Below are 24,900 nucleotides of genomic sequence, written 5' to 3' on the forward strand. Positions count from 1 at the left end.
CCCCCCTCTCTGTCCTGCCGGACATCTCCCCCTCAAGGGGGGAGATTGGATTTCATCGAGGGCTTCGCTAATCTCCAACGTTGCAGAACTGGCGGGACAGAGAAACTGCTGATCTCCCCCCTTGAGGGGGAGATGTCCGGCAGGACAGAGAGGGGGGTGACGGAACGCGGCCTCCGGCCAAATTCCGATTTCTTCGCGAACTCTCATCCGCGCGAGTGTGTCACGATTCCAAATAGGTGTCCGCCCAGTTCGACACAGCCCAGCGCGGGTTGTTGGCGATGTTGCCGACCGTATCGCGGGCGACGGAGATGAAGCTCCATTCGGCGACGTTGATCAGCGGCAGGTCGGCGGCGACCTTTTTCTGGAACTCCTTGTAGAGCTCGGTGCGGGCCGCCGTATCCAGCGTCTCGGATGCCTTGACGATCAGCGCGTCGAGGTCGGCGTTCTTGTAGCCGCCCTGGTTGGAGAAGGGCACACCGTCGGGAATGCCGCTTTGCACCAGGATGGTGGTCGAGATCGCCGGGTCGCCACGGAACACCGGCGGACCGACGGCAAGGTCGAAGGCGTGGTCGGTGTAGACCGCCTTGATGTGCGCGGYGGAATCGTTGTTGACGATCGTGGCGTCAATGCCGATGGCCGCGAGCGCCTGGCGCAGATAGTCGCCGAACTGCTTCGTCTCGTTGAAGTAGGGCGCCGGCAAAAGCTTCAACGCAAAGCGCTTGCCGTCGTCGGCGCGCTTGTAGCCGGCTTCGTCCAGCAGCGCGTTGGCCTTGGCGACATCGAAGGCATAGGTCGGCACCTCGGCCGTGTAGAATTGCGGATCGTTCTTCGGCACCGGGCCGGTGGCGGTCGCAGCGTAGCCGAGGAAGATCGTCTYGACGACGAAATCCTTGTCGATGGCATGCGYGATCGCCTGCCGCACTTTCAGATCGGCCAGCTCCTTGCGGCGGTGGTTGATTTCGACGACGAGCTGGTAGGTCAGCGCTTCATAGCCCTTGGTGATGACCTTCAGGCCTGGCACCTTGGAGATGCGGTCGAGATCGGCGAGCGGCACGGCGGAGAAGGCGGCGAGCTGGATCTCTTCGGCTTCGAGTGYCGCCGCGGCCGACGTGCGATCGGGCAGCACCTGATAGACGATCTCGTCGAGATAGGGCTCGTCCTTGCTCCAATAGGCGTCGTTCCGGGTCAACCGGTAATATTGGCCGGCCTTGTATTCGGCGAATTTGAACGGACCGGTGCCGACAGGCGCGTTGTTGGCCGGATTGTCCTCGATCTTGCCCACTTCATAAAGGTGCTTCGGCACGACGCTCGACAGCGCCGGCAGCGCGTTGCGGATCAGCTGGAATGGCGTCGGCTTGGCGAATTTGAAGACCGCCGTCAGCTCGTCCGGCGTGTCGACAGCCTCCAGGTCCTTGAACACGGTGCGGCCGAGATTCTGCAGCGGCTTCCAGATCTGCAGCGCCGAGAAGGCGACATCGGCGGAGGTGAAGGGCTTGCCGTCATGCCATTTGACGCCGTCGCGCAATTTGAAGGTCACCGACAGGCCGTCGGCGGCACCCTCCCAGGAAAGCGCCAGTCGCGGCTGAAGCCCGTCCTTGCCGTCGAAGGAGGCCTCGGCCAGCGTCTCGACGATCTTGCTGGAAATGAAGAAGACACCGTTGGAGGCGACGATAGCCGGGTTGAGGTTGCGCGGCTCGGAATCGGCGGCCAGCACCAGGCGTCCGCCCTTCTTCGGCGTCTGCGCAAAGCCGATGGTCGGCAGCGCGGTGGAGGCCAAGAGCAGCGCCGAGCCGGCCAGCAGGCCGCGGCGTGAAATCGTCAATTCGGGCATCGCTCAAACTCCCCTCTTCGCACCGTGGCAAGCGCGCCAATCGCGTGATTATGGCCCTTGGCAAAGGTTTCGCCAGAGACGGATTTGGCGCATCATGGCTTGGCTTTGAAATTTCCGTCCGCTGGACCAGCCGGCTGGAAAAGGTTCCGATGTCTTCACCTGGTAGGACCAGATTATGGACGATGTCGGATCACGGTTCGGAGCGAGACCGTCCCCGGCGCGAAAGTGATCAATTCTGGCTGGACCAGAGCGGCCAAAATGATGCAGATTTGACCGACAGCCATAAATCATGACGTTCGGCGCTCCTGCGGCCGATGAAAATCAGGGAGAGGCAGATGAACATCGCTCCGGGCAAGACCGAGGTCAGTAGCATTCCATTCGACCAGGCGCGTGTGGACCGGCTGATGGAAGAGGCCGGTATCGACGTGCTCTTCGCCACCTCCAAGCACAACACGCAATATCTGCTCGGCGGCTACAAGTTCATCTTCTTCGCGGCCATGGATGCGATCGGCCACAGCCGCTATCTGCCGATCGTCCTCTACGAGAAAGGCGGGCCGGAGCATGCGGCCTATATCGGCAACAAGATGGAAGGCGGCGAGCATCAGAACCATCCCTTCTGGACRCCGACACTGCACGCCGCTTGCTGGGGCACGCTCGATGCCGCCAACCTGGCGGTCGAGCATCTCAAGCAGATCGRCAAGTCGTCGGCGCGCATCGGCATCGAGCCGGGCTTCCTGCCGTCCGACGCCTATACGCTGGTCCGCAAGGCGCTGCCGGATGCCAAGCTGATCGACGCGACCGGCATGCTGGAGAGCATGCGCGCCATCAAGACCGAGGCGGAGCTGGAACAGCTGCGCATCGCTTCCGAGCTGATCACCGATTCCATGCTGGCGACGATCGCCTGGGCGCGCGAGGGCACGAGCAAGGCCGACATCATCGAGCAGCTCAGGCGCGAGGAGACCAATCGCGGCGCGCATTTCGAATATTGCCTGCTGACGCTGGGCTCCAGCCACAACCGCGCTTCGTCAAGCCAGGCCTGGAAGAAAGGCGAGGTGATGTCGATCGATTCCGGCGGCAACTATCACGGCTATATCGGCGACCTCTGCCGCATGGGCGTGCTCGGCGAGCCGGATGCCGAGCTGGAGGATCTTCTGGCCGAGGTCGAAGCGGTGCAGCAGGCGGCCTTTTCCAAGGTTAAGGCAGGCACGCTGGGCGGTGACATGATTTCGCATGCGGAAAGTGTGCTGAAGGCCTCCAAGGTTGCCGCCTATACGGATTTCTTCGCGCACGGCATGGGGTTGATCACGCATGAGGCGCCGTTCCTGATGACCAATCATCCGGTCGCCTATGAGGGCACCTATGCGGCCAAGCCGCTGGAGAAGAACATGGTGCTGTCGGTCGAGACCACCATGCTCCATCCGACGCGCGGCTTCATCAAGCTGGAGGACACCGTCGCGGTGACCGACGCCGGCTATGTGATGTTCGGCGACCGCGGGCGGGGGTGGAACCGGGGCGGGGCGGCCGCTTAGCCTCGGCGGCGCTCCCCCTCACCCGGATTGCCAAACCGAATTGCGAATGGCAATTCGGGGCAATCCGACCTCTCCCCGAGGGGGRGAGGAGCGGGCAGCGCCAGCCTCTTCTCCCCTCGGGGAGAAGGTGGCCGCGAAGCGGCCGGATGAGGGGGCTGCGACGCTGAAGATTATTTGCCCGCCGGCAGCAACCTGAAATCCGGGAGGTCGCGCAGCGCGAGTTCCGGTCCGGCGGGCGAATAGAGCACGAAAAGCTGCATCGGCTGGTCGCCGGTGTTGAGCGTCGAGTGGAAGCGGCTCTCCGGCACGTAGATGGTGCAGCCGGGGCCGACCTTCGCCACCACCGGATTGCCCTTCTCGTCCTCCACCATCTGCTCGCCATTGCCGGAGATGACGAAGATGATCTCCTCAGCGCCGGGGTGGTTGTGGCGGGTATGGCCCTTGCCGGGCGGCAGGTCGACGACGCCGCCGGAAAAGCGCTCGGCGCCGTTCACTTCCGGCGCGACGGTCAGCGACAGCTTGCCCCAGTCGAAGCCGAAGGCGCTGACATCCTTCGGGTAGACGAACACCTTGCTCCTGTCGGCCATTGCCTCATCCCTTCCTTTTCGCGATCGAAACCGCCTTGAAATCCGCCGTCTGCCTGGCGATTGCCGCTTCGGCCGGCAGACGCTCCATCGAGCTCGCGCCATAGAAGCCGTGCAGCCCTTCGCAGCGCTCGAGGATGTAGCGCGCGTCGTCGGGCATCGAGATCGGCCCGCCGTGGCAAAGCAGGATGACGTCCTTGCGCACCGCGCGCGCGGCGTCCGCAATGGCGTCGATCTCCTTGACGCAGGCGTCGAGCGTTTTCGCCGAGGTGGCGCCGATCGAGCCGCCGGTGGTGACACCCATATGGGCGACGACGATGTCGGCGCCGGCCTTGGTCATGGCGCGCGCCTCGTCCGGGTTGAAGACGTAGGGCGTTGTGAGCAGGTCGAGCTTATGCGCCTCGGCGATCATGTCGACCTCAAGGCCGAAACCCATGCCGGTCTCCTCGAAACTCTGGCGCATGGTGCCGTCGAACAGGCCGACGGTCGGAAAATTCTGCACGCCGGAAAAGCCCATTGTCTTCAACTCGGCCAAAAGCAGAGGCATGATGACGAAGGGGTCGGTGCCGTTGACGCCGGCCAGCACCGGCGTCTTCTTCACCACCGGCAACACCTCATAGGCCATCTCCTTGACGATCTCATTGGCGTTGCCATAGGCGAGCAGGCCGGCGGCCGAGCCGCGCCCGGCCATGCGGTAGCGGCCGGAATTGTAGATGATGATCAGGTCGATGCCGCCGGCTTCCTCGGCCTTGGCCGACAGGCCGGTGCCGGCGCCGCCGCCGACGATCGGCACGCCGTCGGCGATCATCTTGCGGAACTTTTCCAGGATCGTTTTGCGCGGAATGGCGGCCATGCTTGTCTGTCTCACTTCTTGGCAATATCGAGGAACGCCTCGGCGGCAGCCTTGGCGAATTGGGGATCGTTGATGTGCAGCGGCAGGCGGGTGACGGTGCGGTTTCTTGCCGGCTTGATGGTCCGCTCGATGGCGTCGAACAGCGCCGCATCGGCTTCCGGATCGAAGAAGGCGCCGCCTTCGATGTCGAGCGCCGAGACGCCCCTTTCGGGAATCAGGAAACGGACCGGGCCGTCGCATCGGGCGAGGCGGCCGCCGATCCATTCGCCGATCTTGCGGCATTCCTCGGCCGTGGTGCGCATCAGCGTAACGTTGGGATTGTGCTCGTAGAACAAGCGTCCGCGATAGCGCTCGGGGATCGTGGCCGGCGCCCAGAAGTTCACCATGTCGAGCGCGCCGACCGAACCGACATAGGGCAACTTCGTTCGGGCGATGGYGCCGAAGCGATCCTCGGTCGCCGGCAGCACGCCGCCGAATAAAAGATCGCAGACCTCGGTCGTGGTGATGTCGAGGATGCCGGCCAGCAAACCGCTGTCGGCGAGCTTCTCCATCGAGCGGCCGCCGGTGCCGGTGGCGTGGAAGACCATGCAGTCATAGCCGGCGCGCAATTGGTCGACGATCGCGGTCAGGCAAGGCGTGGTGACGCCGAACATGGTCAGCCCCAGCGCCGGCTTGCCGGCGGCGGCCGGGGCCGGCTTCGCGGCCATGCCGGCGATCGCCTGGGCGGCGTTGTGCAGCACGGTGCGGGACAGGCGGTTGAGCCCGGCCATGTCGGTGACCGACGGCATCATGATGATGTCGGAGACGTCGACGTAAGGCGCGGTGTCGCCGGAGGCGAGCGTCGAGACCATCAGCTTCGGCAGGCCGAGCGGCAACGCCCGCATGCCGGCGGTGACGATCGAGGTGCCACCGCCGCCGCCGATGCCGATCACGCCTGCGATGTCGTTGCGGGACTGGATGAAACTGGCGAAGGCGGCGCCCATGCCGGCAACGGCGGCGCCGCGATCGTCGATGCCGAGAACCGCGCCGGCTCCCTTGGCATGATGCGCGGCGACCTCGCTTGCAGGGATGTCGACCGGGACGGTCGCGCCGCGCGTACCGATATCGACACGGACGACCGCGCCGCCGGCAGCAGTGACGGCATCGGCCAGGAAGGCGAGTTCCTCACCTTTGGTGTCGGCGGTGCCGACCACATAGATGCGCTTCATGCGCGGTTCCCCGTCGTCCGGCTTGGTCGGCTTTGCCGCCCGCCTTTTTGCCCACCCTTAAGCTCCTCGGCAAAAGCCTCGTCGCTGGTGGGGACCCCGATATTGCCCGGCATCGCGCCATTGCAAATTTTTGAGACGCGCGTATCGTATTGATATGGATGTCTCACGTCAACAAGCCGCCTCCAGCGATGATGYCGCGCAGGCTCCRGCCGCCGAGAAGGGGCCGCGCGCCCGCACAAAGCGGCTGATGCTGGAAACGGCGACGAGGCTGATGCAGTCCGGCATGACCCCTTCGGTCAGCGAGGTCGCGGAGGCGGCGGAGGTGTCACGCGCCACCGCCTACCGGTATTTCCCGAGCCAGGCGGCGCTGGTGCAGGCCGTGGTCGATGAAGGGCTCGGCCCGATCCTCACCTGGAAGTCGGCTTCCGACGATGCCGAGCGGCGCGTGGCGGATCTGTTCGCCACCGCGATGCCGCGCATCGAAGCCTTCGAGGCGACGTTCAAGGCGGCGCTGAAACTATCCCTCGACCAATGGGCGYGGCGCCAGGCCGGCACGCTCGGATCGGAGCCCGCCTTCACGCGAGGCCACCGCGTCGACCTGCTGAAGGATGCGATCGGGCCGCTCAAGGGACGCCTGAAGCCGCGCCAGTTCAAACGCCTGGCGCAGGCGTTGTCGCTGATGTTCGGCGTCGAGGTGGTCACGGTGCTGAAGGACATCTGGGGGCTGGACAGCGCCGAGATGGTGTCGGTGGCGCAATGGGCGGCGGGCGCGCTGGTGCGCGCCGCAATCGTGGAATCAGAGGCAAAATCAGCAGCAATGTCGGCGGTGTCGAAGGCGGCGGCCGTCTAAATCTGGTTCGACCAGATTATGAAGTCAGTTGCAAATGTTAATTGTGATGGGTAGCTCGCGACAAGGGCTCTGTATATCACAGAGTAGGAAAAACAAGGGAAAACAGTCGGATATCATAAGGATTGGCTAAATCAATCGCTCAAGAAAGCGCTTGACGCCAAGCGGGAATTGGTAATACCAGATTACAACCAAACAAAGCGGATCGAAAGTGACGGCTGCGATCCATTTCCGGYAGGGCGAGGAGGCCTGGAACCGGAAAGGCGCCATCACAGGAGGAACTACCAAGGCCGGCTTCGCTGCCGGTTCGCATGACACGGTAGAATGCGCACAAGGGAGGAAAACTATGCGCAAGATAGTGACCAGCGTGCTTGCTGGTGTCGGCATGGCGCTTGCCTGCGGGAYGTCCGTCCACGCGCAGGAAAAGTCGCTCACCATCTTCTGGGCGGAATGGGATCCGGCCAACTACCTGCAGGAACTCGGCAACGAGTATGAGAAGGAAACCGGCGTCAAGATCACGGTCGAGACCACACCGTGGGCCGACTTCCAGACCAAGGCTTTCACCGAATTCAACGCCCATGGCGACGCTTACGATCTGRTGGTGGGTGACTCGCAGTGGCTCGGCGCGGGCTCGACCGGCGGTCACTATGTCGACCTGACCGACTTCTTCAACAAGCACAAGCTCAACGACGTGATGGCGCCGGCGACGGTCAAGTACTACGCCGAATATCCCGGCAACAGCGGCAAGTACTGGGCAATCCCGCTCGAGGGCGACGCCGTCGGCTGGTCCTACCGCAAGGACTGGTTCGAGGACCCGAAGGAGAAGGAAGCCTTCAAGGCCAAGTATGGCTACGACCTCGACGTGCCGAAGGATTTCAAGGCGCTGYGCGACATAGCCGAATTCTTCTACCGTCCCGACCAGAAGAAATACGGCATCGCCATCTACACCGATAATTCCTACGACGCGATGGCGATGGGTTTCGAGAACGCCCTGTTCTCCTATGGCGGTGAGCTTGGCGACTATTCGACCTACCAGGTCGACGGTCACATCAACTCGGACAAGGCGGTCGCCGCACTCGATGCCTACAAGGAACTCTACAAGTTCACGCCTCCGGGCTGGGCAAAGTCGTTCTTCGTCGAGGACAACCAGGCGATCACCGAGAACCTGGCGGCGATGAGCATGAACTACTTCGCCTTCTTCCCCTCGCTGATCAACGAGTCGTCGAACCCGAACGCCAAGAACACCGGTTTCTTCGCCAATCCTCCGGGCCCCAATGGCGACCAGTWCGCGGCGCTTGGCGGCCAAGGCATCTCGATCGTCTCCTACTCGCAGAAGCAGGACGAGGCGATGAAGTTCCTGGAGTGGTTCATCAAGGACGAGACCCAGAAGAAGTGGGCGGCGCTCGGCGGCTACACCTGCAGCGCCGCGGTGCTGAAGTCGCCTGAGTTCCAGAGCGCCACGCCGTACAACAAGGCCTTCTATGAGACCATGTTCAAGGTGAAGGATTTCTGGGCGGTGCCGGAATATGCCGAACTGCTGCAGCAGCTCAACCAGCGCATCTATCCCTACATGATCGGCGGTCAGGGCACCGCCAAGGAAACGCTGGACGCACTTGCCGCCGACTGGAACGCGACCTTCAAGAAATACGGCCGCGTGAAGTAAACGACATGCCTCGCGGAGGAGGCTTAGGAAGCCTCCTCCGTTTGTTTTTCAAGCATCCGGAGCAGGGTTTTGGCGACCACGATGATCACCACGCTCGACAGGTCCTCGCGGGCCGCGGCGCGCGGCCTCAGCGATATCTCGATCCGCAATCTCTTCATCATCCCGACGATCCTGTTCCTGATCGTCTTCAATATCTTCCCGCTGATCTATTCGCTGGGCTATTCGTTCACCGACTTCCGCGCTTCGACCAATGCGCCGGCCAATTTCGTCGGGTTGCAGAATTACCGCGACCTGCTCAACGATCCCTATGTCTGGTCGAACTTCGCCATCACCGCGAAATACGTCATCATCTCGGTCGCCGGCCAGTTGCTCGTCGGCTTCGGCGTGGCGATGCTGCTCAACCGCGACATACCGATGAAGGGGCTGCTGACGACGCTGCTGCTTCTGCCGATGATGCTTTCGATGGCGGTGGTGGGCCTGTTCTGGAAGCTGCTCTACGATCCGTCCTTCGGCATCATCAACTATGCGCTCGGGCTCGGCACTTTCGAGTGGCTGGCCGACCCGAAGATGGCGCTCTACGCGGTGGCGCTCACCGACATCTGGATGTGGTCGCCCTTCGTCATGCTGTTGTCGCTTGCCGGTCTCTCCGCGGTGCCGAAGCAYCTTTACGAAGCCGCCGCGATCGACCGGGCCGGGCCGTTCTACACCTTCTTCCGCATCACGCTGCCGCTGGTCGCGCCGATCCTGATGATCGCCGTCATCTTCCGCACCATGGAGGCGTTCAAGACCTTCGACCTGGCCTATATCCTGACCAGCCAGCCGACGGCCGAGCTGATCTCGATCCGGCTCTACAAGATGGCYTTCCAGGAATGGCAGACGGGGCGTTCCTGCGCCATGGCCTACATCGTGCTCATCATGGTGCTGGCGATCACCAACATCTATGTCAAATACCTCAACAAGGTGAAGGAGCGCTGAGATGGCCGCCGTCCGCACTTCTTCCGAGGTCGCCTTCAATCGCGCGGCAATCGTCGCCGTGCTGGTGGTGACGATCATCTTCCTGGCGCCGATCTACTGGATCGCCTCGACGGCCTTCAAGCCGCGCAACCTGGCCACGACGATCCCGCCGACGATCGTGTTCCAGCCGGAGATATCGCCCTTCGTCAAGCTGTTCACCAAGCGCTCGCAGTTGCGCAGCCCGCCGACGCCCGAAGAATACGCGGCCGCCCCATGGTGGGAACGCGTCGTCTTCGACGGCGGCGAGAAGATCGTGCGCGACGGCAAGGGCGCGGTGCAGTGGTCGGGCTATCCGAACCGGTTCATGAATTCGCTGATCGTGGCGATCACCTCGACCGTGCTCGCCGTCGGCATRGGCACGTTCACCGCCTACGGTTTCTCGCGCTTCAGGGTGAAGGGAGAGGCGGACCTGCTCTTCTTCATCCTGTCGACGCGCATGCTGCCGCCGGTGGTGGTCGCGATCCCGATGTTCCTGATGTACCGCGCGGTCGGGCTCAACGATTCCCATCTCGGCCTGATCATCCTCTATACCGCCTTCAACCTGTCCTTCTCGGTCTGGCTGATGAAGGGCTTCATCGACGAGATCCCGAAGGAATATGAGGAGGCGGCGCTCGTCGACGGCTATACGCGCATGGAGGCCTTCTTCAAGATCGTGCTGCCCGAGGCCGCGACCGGCATCGCCGCCACGGCCGTGTTCTGCTTCATCACCGCGTGGAACGAATACGCCTTCGCGCTGATCATGACCAACCGCCGCGCCCAGACCGCGCCGCCCTTCATTCCGAGCCAGGTGGGTTCCGGCCTGCCCGACTGGACGGTGATCGCCGCCGGAACCTTCCTGTTCCTGCTGCCGGTCGCGATCTTCACCTTCCTGCTCCGCAACCATCTGCTGCGCGGCATGTCCTTCGGAGCGATCCGCAAATGAGCTTTCGCGCGATCAATGAAAGATATCTGGAGCCTGGATCGCAGATCCTGATGGTGCTCGGCATCGTCGCGCTCTGCCAGCCCTGGAACATGCTGCTCCACACCTACGGCGTGACCATCATCCTGATCGGCCTGATCGGCTTCAACGTCACCTCCAAGATTCCACGTGAGGAGCAGGCCGGAACGGGACACGGAGCCGACCAGCAGGCGCATAACGCGGGGGCGCAGCATTGACCCAGATCGAGCTTCGCGGCGTCCAGAAATTCTTCGGCGCCGTCCAGGTCATCAAGGACCTGAACCTTGCGATCAACGACAACGAGTTCATCGTGCTGCTCGGACAATCGGGCTGCGGCAAGACGACGACGCTGCGCGCCATCGCCGGGCTGGAGACCATCGACCAGGGCGACATACTGATCGACGGCAAGCCGGTGCAGCACCTCAAGGCCGCCGACCGCGACATCGCCATGGTGTTCCAGTCGTTCTCGCTCTACCCGCACATGAACGTCTACGAGAACATCGCCTTTCCGTTGCGCGCGACGCGCAAGAGCAGAAGCGAGATCGACACCGAGGTGCGCTCGGTGGGCAAGACGCTGCAGATCACCGATCTGCTCGGCAAGAAGCCCTCGGCGCTGTCGGGCGGCGACATGCAGCGCGTGGCCATCGGCCGGGCGCTGGTGCGGCGTCCGAAGGCGATGCTGATGGACGAGCCGATCGGCGCGCTCGATGCCAAGCTGCGCGAGGAAATGCGCGCCGAGATCAAGCGGCTGCACATCAAGCAAGGCTCGACCAGCATCTATGTCACGCACGACCAGATCGAGGCGATGAGCCTCGCCGACCGCATCGTCATCATGCATGAAGGCGTGCTGCAACAGGTCGGCACGCCGGACGAGGTCTATTCCCACCCGGCCAACCTCTTCGTCGCGCAATTCGTCGGCAGCCCGGTGATGAATGTCGCCGAAGCCAAGGTCGCCGAAAAAGCTTCTGTCGCGTCGGTCACGGTCGGGGATGCGGCCGCCGGCTTCGAGTTCCCGCAGGCGCTGCTTTCCAAGCTCAACGGCCACGCCGGCGGCCAGCTCACCTTGGGCATCCGGCCGGAAGGCGTGCTGGTGCGGCGCGAGGCGGCGGACGGGTTCCTGCCGGTCGAAGCGCAAATCATCGAGCCGCTCGGTTCCTTCGACATCGTCGACCTGAAAGTAGGCTCCAAGATGCTGCGCGCCCGCACCAAGAGCGGTTTCATCAGCGGCCCGGGCGAAAAGGTCTATGCGCGGATCGATCCTTCGCAGGCGCATTTCTTCGACGCGGCGAGCGGCAAGTCGCTCGGAGTGAGACTGTAATGGCCCATATCCAGCTGAAAAACATCTCGAAGACATTCGGCAACCATACCGCGCTGTCCAACCTCGACCTCGACATCGCCGACGGCGAATTCTTCGTGCTGCTCGGCGAGACAGGCGCCGGCAAGACGACGACGCTGCGGATGGTCGCCGGTCTCGAAAAACCGACCGAGGGGCAGGTCTTCATCGACGGCGTCGACGTCGCCGATTGGGGCGCGGCCGAGCGCGACGTGGCGCTGGTGCTGCAGCAATATTCGCTCTATCCGCGCTACACGGTGCGACAGAACCTCGAATTCCCGCTGAAGCCGAAGATCCGCCGGCTGCCGGATGCCGAGATCAAGGATCGCGTCGCGCGCGCGGCCCGCACGCTCAGGATTGAGCATCTTCTGGATCGCAAGACCGACCGGCTTTCCGGCGGCGAGATGCAGCGCGTATCGATCGGCCGCGCCATCGTGCGCAAGCCGCGCGTGTTCCTGATGGACGAGCCGCTGTCGGCGCTCGACGCCAAGCTGCGCGAGGCGCTGCGCACGGAGCTGAAGAACCTGCAGATGCAGCTCGGCGCCACGTTCCTGTTCGTCACGCATGACCAGATCGAGGCCATGTCGATGGGCGACAAGGTCGGCGTGCTCAACCATGGCCGCATCGTCCAGACCGGCACGCCGCATGAGATCTATAACAATCCGCGCGACACCTATGTCGCGAGCTTCGTCGGTTCGCCGCCGATGAACCTCATCGACGRCAAGCTGGTCAACGACCGCGCGGTGATGGCGCCGATGAATTTCGAACTACCRCTGTCAACTGAAGCCAAAACCTTTGGCGGGGGCAGGACGAGCGGCGCGACCGACGGTCGCCCGCTCGTCTTCGGCATCCGTCCGGAAGACGTCTATCTGGAAAGCGGCGCGCCGGTCGAGGCGCGGGTTCACGATGTCGAAAACCATGGCGTCGAGAAGATCGTGACGCTCAGGGTTGGCGACACGATGCTGCGGGCTACAGTGCCGGCCAGGACCGATGTCGCGATCGAACAGCCGGTGCGCTTTGCCTGGAATCCGGACAAGGTGGTGATGTTCGACAAGGGCAGTGGGGTGAGYCTGCGTCACGCCGGATAGCGATCCGGCTGGYCTGCTGCCTTACTTCGGGAGATAAGTCTCGTAAGGCTTGTCGTTGATCAGCAGGATCACGCATTCGGTGTCCGACAGGCAGGCGTCGTCATGCATCTCGTTGGCCTTCTGGGTCCAGTAGGAGCCTGGCGGCAACTCGACCTTGGTGGCTTCGCCGCCCTGCATCTGCCAGTGCGCCCAGAGGCCCTTGATGACCACGGCGCGGTAGTCCGCGGTGTGGGCATGGACGGGCGCCCGCCAGTTGCCGGGAACTTTCAGCAGCGTGCCGGCCGGTCCTTTGGCGCGCTCGCCCCATAGCGGACCAAGCCGCTGCGGCTGGTTCGGCGCTTCGACGGCATAAGGGATCTTGTCGGCGGGCAGGTAGCTATCTTCGAGCGCGAAAGCGCGGTTCGGCAACATGGCAGCAGCGGCAAGCGCAAGCGGTGCGAGATGATTGGRCATGGCGGTTTCCTCCGCCATCGAGCTTATGCTGTCTCGACTGGCGGGGAATGACGYGGCGTCCAAAAGACTTGGCAATTCCTCCAGCGGRYTRCCTGCCGGATGTCAGGATTGCTCCTCGGCGCCGGCGTGACGGAAATGGCTTGGCGCCACGCCCATCACCCGCTTGAAGGCTCGGCTGAAGGAGGCTTCCGAATCGTAGCCCAATCTCGCGGCCGTGACCGAAACCCGCATGCCGTCGCGGCTGAGCCATTGCCGCGCCTGGTGCATGCGCACGCGCAGCACATATTTAGCCGGCGTCTCGCCGACCACGCTGGCGAAGCGCTGCGCGAAGGCGGAGCGCGAGGCGCCCATCATCCTGGCCAGCGCCTCGACCGTCCAGTCGCGCTCCGGCTGGAGGTGGATAGCGGCAAGCACCTTGCCGACATCCGGATTGCGCATGGCGGCGATCCAGCCGGTGGCGTCGCCGCAGCCATTCTCGACCCAGGAGCGGATGATGGTGGCGGCGAGCACGTCGGCCAGGCGGGCAAGAATGCCGCCGGAGCCGACGCGGTCCATCGTCACCTCGCCAGCCATCGCGTCGAGCAGATGCTGGATGCCCGGCGCGTTCGCCATCAATTTATGCGCCTGCATCAGGTCGGGCATCATCTCCAGCAGCGGATGCGAGCCGTCGAGGTTGAAATGCATCGAGCCGCAAAACARCAAGGTCTTGCAGCCGTCGCATCCGTTCGAGACGTCGTAGATGTTCTCGCACACCGGCTCGATCGTGTAGCGGCCGATCGGCACCGGCGGCACGCCGGGCGCGCTCGCCAGCACATGCTCGTCGCCGCGCGGGATCAGCAGCGCGTCGCCCACCGAGAGCTCGATCCACTCCTTGGCAGGCGAGAACAGCCAGCAACCCTGCTGTCCGATGAAATGGAAGCGCGCCGCCTTCTGCGCCGGAAAAGAAACGGCCCAGGGCTCGCCCAGCACGCAGCGGCCATAGTCGACGCCGTCGAGGCGCAGGCCACGCAACATGTCGGTGAGCGGGTCRCCCGAAGTCTGCAAAACCGATTTGGACGAATTGTAATTCATTTCGGCGTTTCTAGCATGGAAACTCCAGATAGTCACTCCCTATGTTGCACTGCAGCCCAAATGTTGCGCTGCAACCCATCGGAGATTTGACATGACCGAGCCCGTCACAGGCGCCATCGACGCCGCCGTCCTCGACAGAACCGAACCTGAAGAACGAACAGAGCCTGCGTGGGGTGCGGTGGTCTCGCTGGCGCTCGGCGTTTTCGGCCTGGTGACGGCCGAATTCCTGCCCGCCAGCCTGTTGACGCGCCTGGCGCAGGACCTTGGCGTCAGCGAAGGCGCCGCCGGCCAGGCGGTGACGGCGACAGCCGTGGTCGGCGCAATTGCCGCGCCGACCATGGCGATCGTCACCAAGCGGCTCGACCGCCGGCTGGTGATGTGGATCCTCTCCGTCCTTTTGATCGTCTCCAACCTGCTCRCCGCCTTCGCCTCCTCGCTTACAATGCTGCTTCTTGCCCGCGTCGTGCTCGGCGTCGCGCTGGGCGGCTTCTGGTCGATGTCGGCGGCCATGGCGCTCAGGCTGGTGCCGATGCGACTGATGCCGCGCGCCATGTCGATCATCCTCACCGGCGTCTCGGTCGCCACCGTGACGGCGGCTCCGGTCGGCGCCTATGTCGGCGATATCTGGGGCTGGCGCACCGCCTTCATGATCGCGGCGGTCGTCGGCGCGCTGGCGCTTCTGGTGCAGCTCGCCACGCTTCCCAGCCTGCCGCCGACGGCCRTGGCGAGCTTCCGCACGCTGGTCGATGTGCTGAAGCGGCCGATGATCCGCRTCGCGTTGCTGGTGGTGCTGCTGGTCGCGTCGGGTCAGTTCGCCGGCTTCACCTATGTGCGGCCGTTCCYGGAGACGGTGCCGGTCATGCCGATCGCGACCATATCGCTGGTGCTGCTCGCCTATGGCATTGGCGGTTTCTTCGGCAATTTCGCCGGCGCGTTCCTGGCCGAGCGCAATCTGAAGATGGCCGTCGGTGTGGCGCCGCTGCTGATCGCCTTGTCGGCGGCTGCACTGCTCGTGTTCGGGGCCTCGCCCATCACGGCGGCGCTCRCCGTCACCGCCTGGGGCTTTGGCTTCGGCGCGGTGCCGGTCGGCCTGCAGACCTGGTTGGTGCGCGCAGCACCCGATCAGGCCGAGAGCGCCGGCGGCCTGATGGTCGCCACTTTCCAGGTGGCGATCGCGCTCGGCGCCATTGTCGGCGGCTTGCTTGTCGATCATGCCGGTGTCGCGAGCGCCTTCGCTTATGGCGGCGTTGCGACCTTGCTCGCGGCGCTGGTGGCCTTCGCAAGAGGGCCGAAGCAGGCCGCCGAGTAGGCAAGCCCGGCGGTCCTATCAAGCTTCGGCCCGGCGGCTCTCACGAGCGCCGGGCCGATATTGTCGTGATGGCCGATACGAAGCGCGTCAGGCTATGCTCGACATAGGCGGGGAGCTCCATGTCGTCGGGATCGAAGCTCCACCACAGCAGCGAGCCCTGCCAGTGGGCTGCCATAAGCAGGCCGATGTCGTCCGGCACGCCGCGGACGCCGGCGAAACAATCGGCGAGCATCCCGCTCAGCGCCGCCTTCCAGGCGGCGCCGCGCGCCCTGAGCATGGGATCGCGCAAATCCTCGCGCAAGACGAGCAAACCTTCGGCATAGGATTCGATGTCGCCATAGCCGCTGGAGAGAGCAACCAGCAGCTCGACGGCGCCGGCCGGGGTTCTGGGGACCGATGCCGCCGCCTGCTCGGTCTTTCGGTCGAGACCATCCCAGGCATAGAGCAGCGTGCGCTGCTTCAGCAGCGTCTTGTTCTTGAAGCGCTGCACCAGCGTCGAGCCTGAAAGGCCGCTGGCCCGCGCCAGCCTTTCGAAGGTCAATGCTTCCGGTCCGTCGGCATGCATCAACCGGTACGCGGCTTCCAGAACCTGTTCGTCGGACTGGGTTTTTGGCCTGGTCATCTTGACTCTCATTTATAAACGAATGATCATTTATAAATGATGGGCATGGCAAACGCCAGCTCTGATTGTGCGCAGTTCCGGTTCGGAGGTTTCAATGACGCTTCAAGGAAAAGTCGCGCTCGTCGCCGGCGCAACGCGCGGCGCGGGCCGTGGAATTGCGGTCGAACTGGGCGCTGCCGGCGCCACCGTCTATGTGACCGGACGCACGACGCGAACTTCGCAATCGGATTATCAGCGTCCCGAAACCATCGAGGAAACAGCGGAACTGGTGACCGCACAAGGCGGCAAGGGTATTGCCGTCCGGGTCGACCATCTGGTCTCCGAAGAGGTGCAGAAACTTGTCGCGCGTATCCGCGCGGAGCAGGGCCGCCTCGATATCCTGGTCAATGACGTCTGGGGCGGTGAAAAGCTCTTTGAGTGGAACAAGTCCGTCTGGGAACACGATCTGGACAACGGCCTGCGGCTGCTGCGGCTGGGGATCGATACGCACCTGATCACCGCGCATCACGCGCTGCCGTTGATGATCGAGCGTCCAGGCGGATTGCTCATCGAGGTCACCGACGGCACGGCCGAATACAATGCCGGGCACTATCGGCTATCGCCCTTCTACGATCTCGCCAAGGTGGCGGTGAACCGTATGGCATGGGCGCATGCCAAAGACCTCGAAAAGCATGGCGCGACGTCCGTCTCGCTGACGCCGGGCTGGCTGCGCTCGGAGATGATGCTGGAGGCACTCGGCGTGCAGGAAGAGAACTGGCGCGACGCGACAGCCAATGTGCCGCATTTCGTCATATCCGAGACGCCGCGCTTCGTCGGCCGCGCCGTAGCGGCGCTGGCCTCCGACCCGCGGCGCTCGCGCTGGAATGGCCAGTCGCTTTCGAGTGGCGGGCTGGCGCAGGTCTACGGCTTTACCGATCTCGACGGCTCGCGGCCTGACGCCTGGCGCTACGTGCCGGAGGTCCAGGATGCCGGCAAGCCGGCGGATGCGACCGGCTACCGCTAATCAGGCCGAGCGGCCGTCGAACTCGAAAACTTCGATCGTCGCAAGATCGATGTCCTCGAGGCAGTTGATGTTGATATAGGCGGTTCGTCCGCTGCCCTGGCTGACGTCTTCGRCAAAGGGATGCATGCCGCAGGTGCGGCAGAAGCGATGCGCGATTTGAGCTTTGCCGAAGGTGTAGCGGCCGAGGTCGTCGCCCCAGGCGACCAGATTGAGCGTCTCATGCGGCACAGCCCACAACAGCGCGCCCTTGCGCCGGCAGATCGAGCAGTTGCAGCGCACGGTCATGCCGAGCTCGCCCTCGACGTCGAACGCCACCTTGCCGCAGTGGCAGCTGCCTTTGTACAGCATCAGCATCTTCCCATCGCTGGCAGGGTGCAAAGGCACGCTTGCCGGTTTATCTCTTGCGCCGGCCCAACATCAGGCCGTGCGTTAAAGACGTGGCAACTTTGCAGGGCCCGACATCGAAAATGCAATCCGTACGCGACCGTCTGGAAATCATCCTGTCACGTCTTGCCAATCGCGCGGGCGATGAGAAGGTCTTCACGAAGCTCTATGCCGAGGCCGCGCGGGCCGCCGCCGATGCGTCCGATGCCCGCCGCAAGGCCGGTGTGAGCCTCGGCCCGCTCGACGGGCGCATCGTCTCGATCAAGGACCTGTTCGATGTCGCCGGCGAGCCGACGACGGCAGGGTCGATGATCCGAGCCGGCGCCGCACCCGCCGCGCGAGATGCGGCGATCGTCCAGAGGCTGCGCCAGGCCGGGGCGGTCATCCTCGGCAAGACCAACATGACCGAGTTCGCCTTCACCGCGATCGGCGACAATCCGCATTACGGCACGCCTGGCAACGCCACCGATGCCAGCCTGATCCCGGGCGGCTCGTCATCGGGAGGGGGCGTTGCGGTCGGCGAAGGCACAAGCGACATATCCATCGGATCGGACACCGGGGGGTCCGTGCGCATCCCGGCCTCGCTCAACGGCGTCGTCGGCTTCAAGCCGACGGCGAGGCGCGTGCCCTTGGCCGGCGCCTTTCCGCTGTCGATGACACTGGATTCGATCGGCCCGCTTGCCCGCAGCGTCGCCGATTGCGGGATCGCCGACGCGATCATGGCCGGAGAAGAGCCGGCTGCGCTTCAGTTGGTCCCGCTCGCGACCCTGCGCATCGGCATCCCACGCGGCGTGCTGTTCGGCGAGACGCAAGCGGAGGTCGCGGCAGCTTTCGAGGCCTGCATCCACAGGATCGGACGGGCTGGCGCCCGCGCCGCCGATTTGCCGATCGACGATCTCATCGCCGAGATGCGCGCGGCCACCAGGCGCGGCACGATCGCTTCCATGGAAGGGGCCGAAGTGCATGCCGATTGGCTGACGAGCGGCGCCTCGGTGCCGGTCGATCCGCACGTCACCGGGCCATTGTCGCGCGCGCTTGCCGTCCCCGCTTCCGCCTATATCCGAACGATCCGCCGTCGCGGCGAGCTTGCGGCCGCCATGGCGGAGCGGCTGGAGACGGTCGATGCGCTGGTATTGCCGACCGTGCCGATGGTCGCGCCTTCCACCGCCGCCATGKCCGGYGATGAGGCGCTGYGCGACAAGACGGAAGGGCTGCTCTTGCGCAACACGCAGGTCGCCAACCAGTTCGACCTCTGCGCGATCTCGTTGCCGATGCCCGGCACCAAGCTGCCCGCCGGATTGATGCTGGTGGGCAGACATGGGGATGATCACCGGCTGCTGCGCATTGCCGCCGCGGTGGAGACATTGATCGCAAGTTGAAAGCGCGGCTCTCCGCAGGGTACTGGTCCTCAGCGGCTTGAGCAGTGAGCGCGCTCGCTGTCCTTGGCCGCCCGCTCGATGCCGGTCGCGACCAAGGTCGGGAGGCTGTACTGCTTGCCGTTGAAGGTATGCGGCCGGTTCTCGACCGTGCCGGCAACGACAACCTTGCCGGCATAAAGCTTGYCCGACAGATCGAGCGCCTTGTCCTGTTGCGGCAGGCCGTCGATGTCGATCCACACACCCTTGACGATCTTGCCGGTGGCGAGGTCGAGCGCGCTGTTCGAAGGGCAGGGCGCCATCACGCAGCGTAGACCGTTATCGCAGGGCACATAGCTGCCTTGATCAGTTCGAGCGCCCGTTGCGGCGACGCAGGTGCCAGCGGTCAGAACCAGGATTTCCGCGAGGTGCTTGGCCATGGCGGTGAAGGTCGCTGCCAAATCGGCGAAAATTGAGGCGCGGACTTCAGCCGGCGGGAAAGCGCCGGCGATAATGCTCGACGACTTCCGGATTGCGCAGATTGACCGGCAGTTTGCCGGCGAGCACCAGCAGCGCCTCGTTTGCCGCGCCGACGCCCATGCGCATCATCGATTCCTCGGTGATGCCGGCCATATGGGGAGTGACGATGACGTTGTCGAAGCCGAAATAGGGGTGGTTCGGCGGCAGCGGCTGCGTGGAAAAGACGTCGAGCGCGGCGCCGCCGATGCGGCCTTTCTGCAGTGCCTCGATCAGCGCTTCGTCGTCCACCACCGGGCCGCGCGCGACATTGATCAGCAGCGCGTTGGGCTTCATGCGGGCGATGCGCTCGCGGCTGATCAGGCCGCGCGTTTCCTCCGTCAGCGGGCAGCAGAGCACGATGATGTCGCTCTGCTCGACCAGCGCGTCGATCGACAGGAAGCCGACACGCTCGGGCGCCGGACGCAGGCTGCGCGTGGTCGCCACGACATTGAGGTCGAAGCCGTGCGCGGCAATATGGCCGACGGCCTGGCCGACCGCGCCGAGGCCGACGATGCCGATCGTCTTGCCGGCAAGCTCGCTGGTCGAATTGGCATGCTCGCGCCCGGCAAGCCAGCCCTTGGCGCGCAGGTCGCGGTCCATCATGCGGAAGCGCCGCAGCAAAGCGAGTGCAACGAACATCACATGTTCGGCGACCGAGCGGGCATTGACGGCAGGCACGTTCGCCACCAGCACGCCGGCGGCGGTCGCGGCCTCGACCGGGATCATGTCCAGCCCGGCGCCGTGGCGGATCGCGGCGCGCAGGCCCGAGGCGTCCGCGAACAGCTCCGGCGGCAGCGGCGCCCRCACGATGACGATGTCGGCGTCGCGGGCCTCATTGGTCAGTGTCTTGGGATCGAGGGCGGAAGCGATCGCGAGCCGCCCGGCGCCGGCCAGCATGGCCGTCGCGCGCGGGTGYAGCGGATGCGTCGAGAGGATCTTGCGCACCRCACTCAGGCCTTTTCGAGCGCAGCGTTCTTCGGCTCCGCCGCGCGACCTTCGATGATCCCCTTCCAATAGCTCTCGGCGCCCTGCAAATGGGCATTCATCAAGGCCTGGGCGAGATTGCCGTCGCGGCGCAGCAGCGCCTCGTAGATCTGGATGTGCTCGRCATGCGAGCGCACGCTGCGTTCGGGATCGTTGAAGTAGATCGGCAGGCGCTGCTCGCCCATCAGGTAATAGACGCTGCAGATATTGTGGAAGACGCTGTTCTTGGTCGCGCGCACGATCTCGAGGTGGAACTCGCGGTCCTCCTTGGCGAGGCCTTCGCCGGCGGCGATGYGCTCCTCGGAAGCCTTCAGGATCTCGCGCAGGCGTTCGAAATTCTCTTCCGTGGCGCGCGAGCAGGCAAGCTCGGCCGCCTTGATCTCGTGGATCTTGCGCAGCTCGACGGTTTCGTAGATCTGCACCGGATCGAGCGGCAGGCCCGCGCGCGCGAACAGCGCCAGCGCTTCCACGCTCGCCTGCTTGGTGTCGATATAGATGCCGGACTTCGCACGCCGCTCGACGATGCGCATGGCTTCGAGGATGRCCAGCGCCTCGCGGATCTGGCCGCGGCTGACGCCGAAATGCTCCGCCAGCTCGCGCTCCGAAGGTGTGCGGCCGGACTCCTTGTCCGAGTTGGAAAAGAGATAGGCGGCAAGTTCCGCGAGAAGATTCTTTTCTTTCATCGTCAAATACGTTGCGCGTGCGCCTCCAGGAATCGCTCGGAGATGGTGAAACCCAATCCAGGCTTTTCAGGGATCGCTATCATACCGTCCTTCGCTTCGACAGTCTCCTCGACAAGGTCGTGGATCATCGGATTGGCGCCGAGCGAATATTCGATGATGAAGGAGGCGGGCGAGGCCGCACACACATGCAGCCCGGCAAAGAAGCAGGGCGCGCCCGCCCAAAGATGCGGTGCGAAGCGCAGGTTGAAGGCGCTGGCGATGGTGCCGATCTTCATCGCCTCGCTGATGCCGCCGCAAAACGCCGGATCCGGTTGGAAGATGTCGGCCGATTTCAGCACCGCCAGGTCGCGGAAAGCGTAGCGCGTCGCCTCGCTTTCGCCCGTGGCGATCGGCGTCGAGCCCGAGGCGCGCACCTCGGCCATGCCCGGCTTGTCGTCGGYGATCACCGGTTCCTCGAACCAGRCGAGGTCGAGATCGCCGGTGAGCCTGATGAAGCGCTTGGCCTCGGCCACGGTGTAGGTGCCGTGCGCGTCTACCATCAGGTCGACGTCGGGACCGATCGCCTGCCTTGCGGCGCGCACGCGCGCGGCCGACACATGCGGGGCGCCGTCCATGGCGCCGACGCGCATCTTCAGCGCCTTGAAGCCGCCCTTGGCGATGTAGGATTGCAACTGCTCTCCGATGGCGTCAGGGGAGGCCCAGCCCCCCGAGGCATAGGCCTGCATGCGCTCGACCTTGCGGCCGCCGAGCAGTCGCCATACCGGCTGCCCGAGCGACTTGCCGAGAATGTCCCAGAGCGCGATGTCGACGGCGCTGATCGCCGCCACGCTCATGCCGCGCCGCGCCAGTTGYGGCATGGCATGGCCGGCATGCGCCGCCGTCTCGTGCCGCACGCCGTTGTAGAGCATCTCCCAGATGATGCCGATGTCGGCGGGGTCGCGGCCGACGAGCTGCGGGCCGATCTCGTGGTTGAGCATATGGACGAGCGCGCCATAGCTGCCGGCGCTGCCGGCGGCGTTCTTGCCCTCGCCCCAGCCGACCAGGCCATCGTCCGTCTCGATGCGCAGAATGGCGGCGTCGAACGTCGTCACCTGACCGAAGTCGCTGCGATGCTGCTTCGCGACTTCGATCGGGATGCGAACCCACCAGGCCTGGACGCTTTTGATGCGCATGTTTTCCCTTCGGCCCCTCCGCCCCATGAGAGCGGAAGGGATGCATTTCAATCGGAGATCACTTGATCAGCGGCAGAAGCGTTTCGGCGGTTATGCGCATCTGGTCGGTGTAGAATTTTTCCGTGAGCAGGCTGGAGCCGTGGTCCTGGATGAATTTCAGCTGCTCGGGCGAGATGTCGACCGGATTGCGCTCGACCATCTCCGGATAGGGCGCGGCCGGCGTGCGGTCGACCGGCGCGACGAATTCGTTGGTCAGCGCGCCGTCATAGCCGACTTCCTTCAGCGTGCGGACGATCTTCGGCCAGTCGATCTGGCCAAGGCCGGCGGCGAAGCGGTTGTTGTCGGCGACATGGAAGTCGAACAGGCGCTTGCCGACCTGACGGATCGCGTCGTAGACGTTAAATTCCTCCATGTGGATGTGGTATGCGTCGAGGCAGACGCCGCATTCGGGGCTCACCGCGTCGGCGAGCGCCAGCGCCTGGGCGCCGCGATTGAAGAGATAGGTCTCGAAGCGGTTGAGCGGCTCGACGGCGATCCTGACGCCGACCTTCTTGGCATGGGTGAAGCATTCGCGCGTGGCGTCGACCACCCAGCCCCATTCCTCCGCCTCGGTGCCGTCCGGCACGACCTTGCCCACGGTCGCGGGCACCAGCGTGATGATCTCGCCGTCGAGCTCGCTCACCATGGTGAGCACGTCCTTCACATATTGGACGGAGCGCTCGCGCTGTCCCTGGTCCCTGGYGGCGAGGTTGCGCTCACCCAGCATCAGCGTCACCGAACCCCAGCAGCGGATGCCGTGCTCCTTGAGCAGCGCACGCGTCTCCTTGGTCTTGTACTGCTCGGGCTCGCCGGAAATCTCGATCGATTCGTAGCCGAACTTCTTGATGCGCTTCAGCGTCACCTCCAGCGGCTCCGCCCGCATCCAATTGTGCGTCGAAAGATGCATGGTCTATCCTTCCCAGAATTCGCCTGTCACGTTTTCACCCCGCGACGCCTCCCGCAGAGGCGGCCGGACGACTCCTCCCCAAGGCGTTGCCAGCATTTTCCTCGAAACTGGTTCGACCAATTGGGCCTGCCATGTCCTCTACAGCAAATTTTCATGCGCGGCAAGAAGTGGACAGGGGAAGCTTCATATCTCGGTCAATTACATGATTTAACGTGGTAATTTCACCTTTTTAATTGCCGGCCAGACCCTTCTGCCGGCTTTTCAGGTGCTTGACCGAATTATGGGATTTGGTAATACCAGAATGGCATGGCGCTGAGATGCCGGTGAGTTTGCCCAAACAGGCTGGCCCTCGCTCCAATCGACGCTATGCTTGGTGGCGAAACAAGAGAGAGGGAGGATGCCGATGCCGACGACGATGAAGGGGCCTGGCCTGTTTCTGGCRCAGTTCGCGGGCGACGCCGCGCCGTTCAATTCACTGGCTTCGATCACCAAATGGGCGGCAGGGCTCGGCTACAAGGGCGTGCAGATCCCGACCTGGGRCGGGCGCCTGTTCGACCTCGAGAAGGCGGCGTCGTCGAAGGCCTATTGCAACGAGGTGAAAGGCATCTGCGCCGACGCGGGCGTCGAGATCACGGAGCTGTYGACGCATCTGCAGGGCCAGCTGGTGGCGGTGCATCCCGCCTATGACGCGCAGATGGATGGCTTCGCGCCGCCATCAGTGCACAACAATCCCAAGGCGCGGCAGAAATGGGCCGTCGAGCAGATGAAGTTCGGCGCCAAGGCATCGCGCAATCTCGGGCTGGATGCCTCGGTATCTTTCACCGGCTCGCTGGCTTTCCCCTACCTCTATCCCTTCCCGCAGCGACCGGCCGGACTGATCGAGGAAGCCTTCGACGAGCTCGGCAAGCGCTGGAAGCCGATCCTCGATGTCTACGAGGACAATGGCGTCGATGTCGGCTACGAGATCCATCCTTCGGAGGATGTGTTCGACGGCGCGACCTTCGAGATGTTCCTCGACGCGGTCGGCGGCCACAAGCGCTGCAACATCAATTACGACCCGTCGCATTTCCTGCTGCAGCAGCTCGACTATCTCGAGTTCATCGACATCTATCACGAGCGGATCAAGGCGTTCCACGTCAAGGATGCCGAGTTCAACCCGACCGGGCGGCAGGGCGTCTACTCGGGCTACCAGGGCTGGGTGAACCGGGMAGGCCGCTTCCGCTCGCTGGGCGACGGGCAGGTCGATTTCGGCGGCATCTTCTCCAAGCTCGCCCAGTACAATTACGATTCCTGGGCGGTGCTGGAATGGGAATGCTGCCTGAAACATCCCGAGGACGGGGCGGCTGAGGGCGCGCCCTTCATCCAGCATCACATCATCCGAGTGACCGAGAAGGCCTTCGACGATTTCGCCGCCGGCACGACCGACAAGAAGCTGCTGCGCGCGATGATGGGGATTTGACCCGGGAACTTCCGTGGGAAGATTCGACCGCGGGTCCGGGTGGGGTTGAATTC

The 24,900-nt window shown here is 64.1% G+C and carries 25 protein-coding genes; 12 read left to right on the plus strand and 13 right to left on the minus strand.

The window, feature by feature from the left end; translation table 11 throughout:
• Window positions 1-220 precede the first annotated feature (220 nt).
• Window positions 221-1,831: an ABC transporter substrate-binding protein gene (locus LCM4576_RS00100; protein ID WP_071029535.1), complete on the minus strand. Its 1,611-nt coding sequence runs from the start codon at window positions 1,829-1,831 to the stop codon at window positions 221-223.
• Window positions 1,832-2,166: 335 nt separating this feature from the next.
• Between LCM4576_RS00100 and LCM4576_RS00105 the strand changes: the two genes are divergently transcribed.
• Window positions 2,167-3,360 carry a Xaa-Pro peptidase family protein gene (locus LCM4576_RS00105; protein WP_071029537.1) on the plus strand — a complete coding sequence of 398 codons (1,194 nt, stop codon included), beginning with the start codon at window positions 2,167-2,169 and terminating at the stop codon, window positions 3,358-3,360.
• Window positions 3,361-3,530: 170 nt separating this feature from the next.
• Here LCM4576_RS00105 and LCM4576_RS00110 read toward each other — a convergent pair whose 3' ends face one another.
• The 3 genes from LCM4576_RS00110 to LCM4576_RS00120 are packed head-to-tail and all read right to left on the minus strand — an operon-like array spanning window position 3,531 to window position 6,005.
• The gene (locus LCM4576_RS00110) at window positions 3,531-3,947 is read right to left on the minus strand and encodes a cupin domain-containing protein (RefSeq protein ID WP_071029539.1); all 417 of its coding nucleotides are present in this window, start codon (window positions 3,945-3,947) and stop codon (window positions 3,531-3,533) included.
• Window positions 3,948-3,951: 4 nt separating this feature from the next.
• Entirely contained in the window at window positions 3,952-4,797 is an 846-nt protein-coding gene (locus tag LCM4576_RS00115; protein ID WP_071029540.1) for a phosphoenolpyruvate hydrolase family protein, read from the minus strand.
• An 11-nt stretch (window positions 4,798-4,808) separates the two neighbouring features.
• On the minus strand, window positions 4,809-6,005 hold the full coding sequence (locus tag LCM4576_RS00120; protein ID WP_071029542.1) for a Tm-1-like ATP-binding domain-containing protein: 1,197 nt from the start codon (window positions 6,003-6,005) through the stop codon (window positions 4,809-4,811).
• A gap of 154 nt (window positions 6,006-6,159) precedes the next feature.
• On the opposite strand from LCM4576_RS00120, the gene LCM4576_RS00125 reads away from it, so the two are divergent.
• From LCM4576_RS00125 to LCM4576_RS00155, 7 genes are all read left to right on the plus strand, one after another.
• A complete protein-coding gene (locus LCM4576_RS00125) occupies window positions 6,160-6,855 on the plus strand; it encodes a TetR/AcrR family transcriptional regulator (protein WP_071029545.1) in 696 nt (231 codons plus the stop codon).
• A 343-nt stretch (window positions 6,856-7,198) separates the two neighbouring features.
• The gene (locus tag LCM4576_RS00130) at window positions 7,199-8,515 is read left to right on the plus strand and encodes an ABC transporter substrate-binding protein (protein ID WP_071029547.1); all 1,317 of its coding nucleotides are present in this window, start codon (window positions 7,199-7,201) and stop codon (window positions 8,513-8,515) included.
• A 69-nt stretch (window positions 8,516-8,584) separates the two neighbouring features.
• Window positions 8,585-9,490, plus strand: a complete 906-nt coding sequence (locus tag LCM4576_RS00135) for a carbohydrate ABC transporter permease (protein ID WP_040987414.1) — start codon at window positions 8,585-8,587, stop codon at window positions 9,488-9,490.
• A gap of 1 nt (window position 9,491) precedes the next feature.
• The gene (locus tag LCM4576_RS00140) at window positions 9,492-10,451 is read left to right on the plus strand and encodes a carbohydrate ABC transporter permease (RefSeq protein ID WP_071029549.1); all 960 of its coding nucleotides are present in this window, start codon (window positions 9,492-9,494) and stop codon (window positions 10,449-10,451) included.
• Window positions 10,448-10,684: a hypothetical protein gene (locus LCM4576_RS00145; RefSeq protein WP_040987411.1), complete on the plus strand. Its 237-nt coding sequence runs from the start codon at window positions 10,448-10,450 to the stop codon at window positions 10,682-10,684. The genes LCM4576_RS00140 and LCM4576_RS00145 overlap by 4 nt, the downstream gene beginning before the upstream one ends.
• Entirely contained in the window at window positions 10,681-11,784 is a 1,104-nt protein-coding gene (locus tag LCM4576_RS00150) for an ABC transporter ATP-binding protein (RefSeq protein ID WP_071029551.1), read from the plus strand. Before LCM4576_RS00145 ends, LCM4576_RS00150 begins: the two co-directional genes overlap by 4 nt.
• On the plus strand, window positions 11,784-12,887 hold the full coding sequence (locus LCM4576_RS00155; protein ID WP_071029553.1) for an ABC transporter ATP-binding protein: 1,104 nt from the start codon (window positions 11,784-11,786) through the stop codon (window positions 12,885-12,887). The genes LCM4576_RS00150 and LCM4576_RS00155 overlap by 1 nt, the downstream gene beginning before the upstream one ends.
• A 21-nt stretch (window positions 12,888-12,908) precedes the next feature.
• Here the strand turns inward: LCM4576_RS00155 and LCM4576_RS00160 are convergent, their stop codons facing one another.
• Window positions 12,909-13,340, minus strand: coding sequence for a DUF4437 domain-containing protein (locus LCM4576_RS00160; RefSeq protein WP_071029567.1), 432 nt, complete (start codon window positions 13,338-13,340; stop codon window positions 12,909-12,911).
• 102 nt (window positions 13,341-13,442) lie between these two features.
• Window positions 13,443-14,411, minus strand: coding sequence for an AraC family transcriptional regulator (locus LCM4576_RS00165; protein WP_040987405.1), 969 nt, complete (start codon window positions 14,409-14,411; stop codon window positions 13,443-13,445).
• Between the two features lie 91 nt (window positions 14,412-14,502).
• Here LCM4576_RS00165 and LCM4576_RS00170 point away from each other — a divergent pair, with 91 nt between their 5' ends.
• On the plus strand, window positions 14,503-15,720 hold the full coding sequence (locus LCM4576_RS00170) for an MFS transporter (RefSeq protein ID WP_071029555.1): 1,218 nt from the start codon (window positions 14,503-14,505) through the stop codon (window positions 15,718-15,720).
• Between the two features lie 40 nt (window positions 15,721-15,760).
• Here LCM4576_RS00170 and LCM4576_RS00175 read toward each other — a convergent pair whose 3' ends face one another.
• A complete protein-coding gene (locus tag LCM4576_RS00175) occupies window positions 15,761-16,342 on the minus strand; it encodes a TetR/AcrR family transcriptional regulator (RefSeq protein ID WP_071029570.1) in 582 nt (193 codons plus the stop codon).
• Window positions 16,343-16,436: 94 nt separating this feature from the next.
• Between LCM4576_RS00175 and LCM4576_RS00180 the strand changes: the two genes are divergently transcribed.
• Window positions 16,437-17,345: an SDR family oxidoreductase gene (locus tag LCM4576_RS00180; protein ID WP_071029557.1), complete on the plus strand. Its 909-nt coding sequence runs from the start codon at window positions 16,437-16,439 to the stop codon at window positions 17,343-17,345.
• On the opposite strand, the gene LCM4576_RS00185 is transcribed toward LCM4576_RS00180, so the two are convergent.
• Window positions 17,346-17,693, minus strand: a complete 348-nt coding sequence (locus LCM4576_RS00185; protein WP_071029573.1) for a GFA family protein — start codon at window positions 17,691-17,693, stop codon at window positions 17,346-17,348.
• A 119-nt stretch (window positions 17,694-17,812) separates the two neighbouring features.
• Between LCM4576_RS00185 and LCM4576_RS00190 the strand changes: the two genes are divergently transcribed.
• Window positions 17,813-19,108 carry an amidase gene (locus LCM4576_RS00190; RefSeq protein ID WP_071029559.1) on the plus strand — a complete coding sequence of 432 codons (1,296 nt, stop codon included), beginning with the start codon at window positions 17,813-17,815 and terminating at the stop codon, window positions 19,106-19,108.
• Between the two features lie 29 nt (window positions 19,109-19,137).
• On the opposite strand, the gene LCM4576_RS00195 is transcribed toward LCM4576_RS00190, so the two are convergent.
• From LCM4576_RS00195 to LCM4576_RS00215, 5 genes are read right to left on the minus strand one after another with little or no spacing between them, the layout of a single operon-like run.
• Complete coding sequence (locus LCM4576_RS00195) at window positions 19,138-19,524, minus strand: hypothetical protein (RefSeq protein WP_071029575.1); 387 nt, start codon at window positions 19,522-19,524, stop codon at window positions 19,138-19,140.
• 46 nt (window positions 19,525-19,570) lie between these two features.
• A complete protein-coding gene (locus tag LCM4576_RS00200) occupies window positions 19,571-20,548 on the minus strand; it encodes a hydroxyacid dehydrogenase (RefSeq protein ID WP_083361265.1) in 978 nt (325 codons plus the stop codon).
• Window positions 20,549-20,553: 5 nt separating this feature from the next.
• On the minus strand, window positions 20,554-21,270 hold the full coding sequence (locus tag LCM4576_RS00205; protein ID WP_071029561.1) for a FadR/GntR family transcriptional regulator: 717 nt from the start codon (window positions 21,268-21,270) through the stop codon (window positions 20,554-20,556).
• A gap of 2 nt (window positions 21,271-21,272) precedes the next feature.
• A complete protein-coding gene (locus LCM4576_RS00210) occupies window positions 21,273-22,442 on the minus strand; it encodes a mandelate racemase/muconate lactonizing enzyme family protein (protein WP_071029563.1) in 1,170 nt (389 codons plus the stop codon).
• Window positions 22,443-22,500: 58 nt separating this feature from the next.
• Complete coding sequence (locus tag LCM4576_RS00215; protein ID WP_071029565.1) at window positions 22,501-23,388, minus strand: sugar phosphate isomerase/epimerase; 888 nt, start codon at window positions 23,386-23,388, stop codon at window positions 22,501-22,503.
• 403 nt (window positions 23,389-23,791) lie between these two features.
• On the opposite strand from LCM4576_RS00215, the gene LCM4576_RS00220 reads away from it, so the two are divergent.
• On the plus strand, window positions 23,792-24,847 hold the full coding sequence (locus LCM4576_RS00220; RefSeq protein ID WP_071029579.1) for a sugar phosphate isomerase/epimerase: 1,056 nt from the start codon (window positions 23,792-23,794) through the stop codon (window positions 24,845-24,847).
• Window positions 24,848-24,900: the final 53 nt, after the last annotated feature.

The organism is Mesorhizobium sp. LCM 4576 (assembly GCF_001854815.1).
Taxonomy (GTDB): Bacteria; Pseudomonadota; Alphaproteobacteria; order Rhizobiales; family Rhizobiaceae; genus Mesorhizobium; species Mesorhizobium plurifarium.

Excerpts from the sequence above, each read along its gene's own strand:
- LCM4576_RS00110 (WP_071029539.1), bottom strand. The coding sequence starts at position 3,947 with ATGGCCGACAGGAGCAAGGTGTTCGTCTACCCGAAGGATGTCAGCGCC.
- LCM4576_RS00115 (WP_071029540.1), bottom strand. The coding sequence starts at position 4,797 with ATGGCCGCCATTCCGCGCAAAACGATCCTGGAAAAGTTCCGCAAGATG.
- LCM4576_RS00145 (WP_040987411.1), top strand. The coding sequence starts at position 10,448 with ATGAGCTTTCGCGCGATCAATGAAAGATATCTGGAGCCTGGATCGCAG.
- LCM4576_RS00175 (WP_071029570.1), bottom strand. The coding sequence starts at position 16,342 with ATGACCAGGCCAAAAACCCAGTCCGACGAACAGGTTCTGGAAGCCGCG.
- LCM4576_RS00180 (WP_071029557.1), top strand. The coding sequence starts at position 16,437 with ATGACGCTTCAAGGAAAAGTCGCGCTCGTCGCCGGCGCAACGCGCGGC.